At 57.8% G+C, this 4,562-nt stretch carries 6 protein-coding genes; all 6 read left to right on the top strand.

What is annotated here, in order from left to right:
• Nucleotides 1–177 precede the first annotated feature (177 nt).
• Entirely contained in the window at nucleotides 178–1,179 is a 1,002-nt protein-coding gene (locus HV670_RS29315) for a VOC family protein (protein ID WP_175108435.1), read from the top strand.
• An 80-nt stretch (nucleotides 1,180–1,259) separates the two neighbouring features.
• Complete coding sequence (locus HV670_RS29310) at nucleotides 1,260–1,799, top strand: carboxymuconolactone decarboxylase family protein (RefSeq protein WP_175108434.1); 540 nt, start codon at nucleotides 1,260–1,262, stop codon at nucleotides 1,797–1,799.
• A gap of 28 nt (nucleotides 1,800–1,827) precedes the next feature.
• Entirely contained in the window at nucleotides 1,828–2,667 is an 840-nt protein-coding gene (locus HV670_RS29305; protein WP_175108433.1) for a fumarylacetoacetate hydrolase family protein, read from the top strand.
• Nucleotides 2,668–2,697: 30 nt separating this feature from the next.
• Nucleotides 2,698–3,348, top strand: coding sequence for a polysaccharide deacetylase family protein (locus HV670_RS29300; RefSeq protein WP_175108432.1), 651 nt, complete (start codon nucleotides 2,698–2,700; stop codon nucleotides 3,346–3,348).
• Nucleotides 3,349–3,378: 30 nt separating this feature from the next.
• Nucleotides 3,379–3,825 (top strand): nuclear transport factor 2 family protein, encoded by a 447-nt coding sequence (locus HV670_RS29295; RefSeq protein WP_175108431.1) that lies wholly within the window; start codon nucleotides 3,379–3,381, stop codon nucleotides 3,823–3,825.
• 186 nt (nucleotides 3,826–4,011) lie between these two features.
• Nucleotides 4,012–4,562 (top strand): NADPH-dependent FMN reductase (locus HV670_RS29290; RefSeq protein WP_175108430.1); only part of this gene is annotated, 551 nt, incomplete at its 3' end.

Raw genomic sequence — 4,562 nt, 5'->3', positions numbered from 1 at the left:
TGAGCATCCCGAGGTTGCCGAGTGCCGGATGATCGAAGAGCAATCTTGACGCCCGGTACGCGGAATTCACCCCCTCAGTCCCATTCAGTGAGGCGATGTCATGCCCGTTCTCATGAGAATGGTTTCTCAAACTAGTAGGGCTTTACCTAAAAATATTCACCAGAACAAGGAGATGCGATGATCCAGATTCCTCAGACAGCCCAGCCGGCACCCTTCCGCGTGACTCGGGCAAGCCACCTGACCTTTACCGTCAGTGACTTGGCGCGCAGCCGCGATTTCTATACGGAAGTCGTTGGCTTGGTCGTGAGTGACGAGGACCGTGACACGATCTATCTACGAGGCGTTGAAGAGCGCTCACACCATAGCTTGATCCTGAAGCGCACGGATGGCGCGCCCTCGTGTATCAGGACCGGCCTGCGGACCTATGATGACGAAGACCTGGAAAAAGCCAAGTTCTTCTTCGATAAGCGCGGAATCAAAGCTGAATTCGTCGATGCACCGTTCCAATCACGCACCCTGCATGCTTCGGACATCAGCGGAACCCCGCTAGAGTTTTGCGCTACCATGCCGCGCCTTGAAAGGCTCGATCAGAAGTTTGAGAGTGTTCGCGGCGGGGGTGCACTTCGCTTCGATCACTACCAGGTCACGGCCCCCGACGTCCAGTTGGCAGCAAGCTTCTACGCCGATTTTGGGTTTCGAATCCTGGATTACATGATCGTGGGAGATCAGCCGGTCGGCGTCTTTTTGCACGCCAAGGACTCCCAATACGATGTCGTTCTTATCAAACGGCCAGGACCCGCGTTGCATCATTTTGCCTACGTCGTCCACGGTATCCACGAAATCATGCGGGCTTGCGATGTCGCAGGTAGCCTGGGCTTTGGCGACAACGTCGAGTTCGGGCCCGGCAGGCACAGTCTGGGGCATTCGTACTATGTCTATCTGGTCGATCCGGACGGCCACCGCGTCGAATTGCTGCCGCCCCCGATCTACTCCGGTGATGCGCAAGACGAACCGATTGTTCATGACTTGACCAACATCAAACGGGTAACCGAGTCGTGGGGACTCCCGCCGCGCTTGACCTGGCTGAAGAATGCTTCTTCCTTCCATGGCGTCGAACGCAGAAATCCGCCGCCCGGAGGACCGGAGCCGTCCCTGGAAGCTTATCTGGGAATGAGCTGAGGCCAGGCGTTTCGAATATCTGATCGTTGCTCACGAGAGCAACGATCCATCTCTTTTGATCAAGGTTAAGGTTTTTAGATATGGCACGTATTCCCTATGTGAGCAGAGAGACCATCCCGGACGGCAGAGTGGATCTCTACGATCGGCTGATAGCAGAACGTGGTGCCAATCCTGAGCATATTTTCTTGGCACTTGCGAACGCCCCGTCACTCACGGAGGCGGTTCTCGGAATGGCAACCGCGCTGCGCAAACAGACCTCCTTCCCCAGAGTCTTCCGCGAACTTGCAGTGGTGATGGTCGGAGTCTTGACAAACGCGACCTATGAGGTGGACCACCATTGGAATGCGGCTCTAAGCGCGGGCGTACGACGCGAACAACTCGAGAACCTGCAGGACTTTGAGAAATCGGAACACTTCACCGCCGAAGAGCGCGCCGTAGTTCGTCTGGCGAAAGAAGCAACCCTCGAAGGGCACGTCAGCGACAGTACATGGGCCGCTACGACCTTCCTCGGTCAGCAACAACGTCTCGAGCTGCTTGTGACAATCGCCTGGTACAACTGCGTCGTTCGTATTCTTCTGCCATTGCAGATTGAAAAAGAATCGTGGTTCGTGCGCCAATAGTTTTTCCGCCTGACTCAGAAAGAACCCGATGAAACTACTTCGCTATGGGCCCCAAGGCCAGGAACTTCCGGCCATACTCGCCGCCGATGGCTCCGTGCGTGCCTTGAGCCCGATTGTCAAAGATATCGACGAGTCCGTGCTCTCGCCGGACGGCATGCGCTTTCTCGAAGCCCTCGATCCACTGAAGCTGCCGAAGGTGGACACCCCTGGGCGCATTGGCTCGCCACTTGGCGACATCAAGGAAATCATCGCGGTTGGGCTGAATTACCGCCAGCATGCGATGGAATCCAACTTGCCCATCCCTTTAGAGCCGGTGGTCTTCTTTAAGTCGACTTCGTCCATTTGCGGACCCGGCGACGACATACTCTTGCCGCCCGGCTCGACGAATACCGACTGGGAGATTGAACTCGGGATTGTCATTGGCAGTTCCGCCTCGCGCATCGACAAGAGCGAGGCGCGCAAGTGTATTGCCGGCTATGTCATGGTCAATGATGTGTCCGAGCGGCACTGGCAAGTCGAGCGGGGCGGTCAGTGGAGCAAAGGCAAGAGCTTCGACACTTTCACACCGGTCGGACCATGGCTCGCGAGTGCGAGTGAGTTGGAGTCCGGGTCGCTCGAACTGAAGCTCGATGTGAACGGCGCTGCGCGCCAGCGCGGTAATACGGCCGATCTGATTTTCGATGTCGATACGATCGTCAGCTATTGCAGTCATTTCATGACGCTACGCCCCGGTCATCTCATCATCACGGGAACACCGGCGGGCGTTGGCTTCGGTATGACGCCGCGAACGTATCTGGCGCACGGCGATGTCGTCGATATGTCGATCACCGGCCTCGGTACGCAACGTCACCTGGTGCGTGCCGCTTAATTTGCCACTGCTTTGCGCGGAACATGAACCATGAAGAAAATTACGCTCACATTCGATAATGGCCCGACGCCCGGGGTCACCGAGTCGATTCTGGCCATCCTGGCCGAGCGCGGTATCAAGACAACCTTCTTCGTCATGGGGAATCGCATAGGCGATCCCGTGGGTGCGGCTTTGCTCGACAAGATAGTCGAGCACGGCCATTGGGTGGGCAATCACTCATTCACCCATTCCGTCGCATTCGGAGATAGCACTGAGCCAGGCTATGCGCTACGCGAGATCGGCGACACGCAGGCGCTGATTGCCGAGCGTGGCATATCGGAGCGCCTTTTCCGCCCTTTTGGCAATTTTGGTCTTCTCGGACCGCATTTGCTCAGCGAAGAAGCGCTCGCCCATCTGATAGAGCACCGTTTCACATGCATTGCGTGGAACAGTGTGCCGCACGACTGGGATGATCAGGCACATTGGGTGGAACGCTGCCTTTCGGACGTTGCAAAGCAGGACTGGACGGTAGTCGTTTTGCACGATATCGAGGACGCCTCGCTCGAAAGGCTTACCGAACTGCTTGATGGTCTTGCAAAGCAGGGCATCGAGATCGTCCAGTCCTTTCCCGAAGAGGTCGTGCTGATCCGAGACGGGGAGCCGGTGTCGTTAAAGCCCAGCCATGTGGCTGGCCGCAGTTAAGCACACAGCATGACGATCGGGAGAGGGACAATGGACGAGATGCAGGTAATGCTGGCGGAATGGAGCTGCGCCAAAACCATCCGGAAGTACGCTATCGCCGCGGACGGAGACGATGTCGAGGCGTTTGTGGACCTGTTCGAACCGGACGCTATCTGGCAGCGTCCCGACGGCAAGACGTACCGGGGTCATGAGGAGATACGAGCGGTCTACACTGCCAGGCCCACAGGGGGCTTCTCGCGCCACCTGGTGTCGAACATCGTGGTGGACCTGAATGATTCCGAACATGCACGGGCTCGTTCGGTTACCGCCGTTTTGAAGGCGAAGCCACCTGCCGATGTGCCGTTACGGGTACGCCCGTCCGTACTGATGGTTGCTTACGAAGACACCCTGCGCCGCAGCGGAGACGGGCGGTGGAGGCTGTTGCGGCGGGAGTCCCATCTGCTGCTGGATATGAGAGAGCCGGAGGATCATGCATGAAGGTGACGATTACTTTTCAACAACCGTGAACCAGCGCCGGATCTCGGTCGCGGCGAGACACCGCACAGCTGGCCGGGATCGGGCATGCTGCTGACGTTCACGACTACATGCTTGCCAAGCAGTCTGTAAGGCCCGGGCTGGACAGCAAAAGTCCCGCGCGGCGAGTTTATTTGGAAAAGGTGATGTATGACGCAATACCAGGTCGCTGTCCTCGTCGGCAGTCTTAGAACCGATTCGATCAACCGCAAGCTTGCCACGGCGATGACACGGCTCGCGCCCCCGTCGCTGCGTTTTCATACGGTCGGCCTAGCCGCGCTTCCCATGTATAACAGCGATTTGGAGGTCGACCGGCCGGAGTCGGTGAAGCAATTTATCGAGGAGTGCGAGCGCGCCGACGCTTTCCTGATGGTCATGCCGGAATTCAACCGTTCGCTACCCGCGGTACTCAAGAACGCGATCGACTGGGGCTCGAGGCCGATGGACAAGAGCGTCTGGCGCGATAGGCCCGTCGCAATGTCCGGCACATCGCCGGGAGCCATCGGTACGGCGGTTGGCCAGCAGCACCTGCGTCAGATCATGGGGATCCTTGGTTCAGCCGTGCTGGGTGGCGAGGCCTACATCTCGTTCAAGCCGGACCTCATCGATGCAGAGGGCAATATTACGAATGAATCGACGCGGAAGTTCCTGAGTGACTACATGGAGCGTTTCGCGGTCTTCACGTCGAGGCTTGCGGCGAG

Origin of the sequence: Pararobbsia alpina, from assembly GCF_902859895.1 — a bacterium.
Classification (GTDB): Bacteria; Pseudomonadota; Gammaproteobacteria; order Burkholderiales; family Burkholderiaceae; genus Pararobbsia; species Pararobbsia alpina.
The sequence above is the reverse complement of the archived record's forward strand: the minus strand, read 5'-3'. Positions and strand labels throughout refer to the sequence as shown.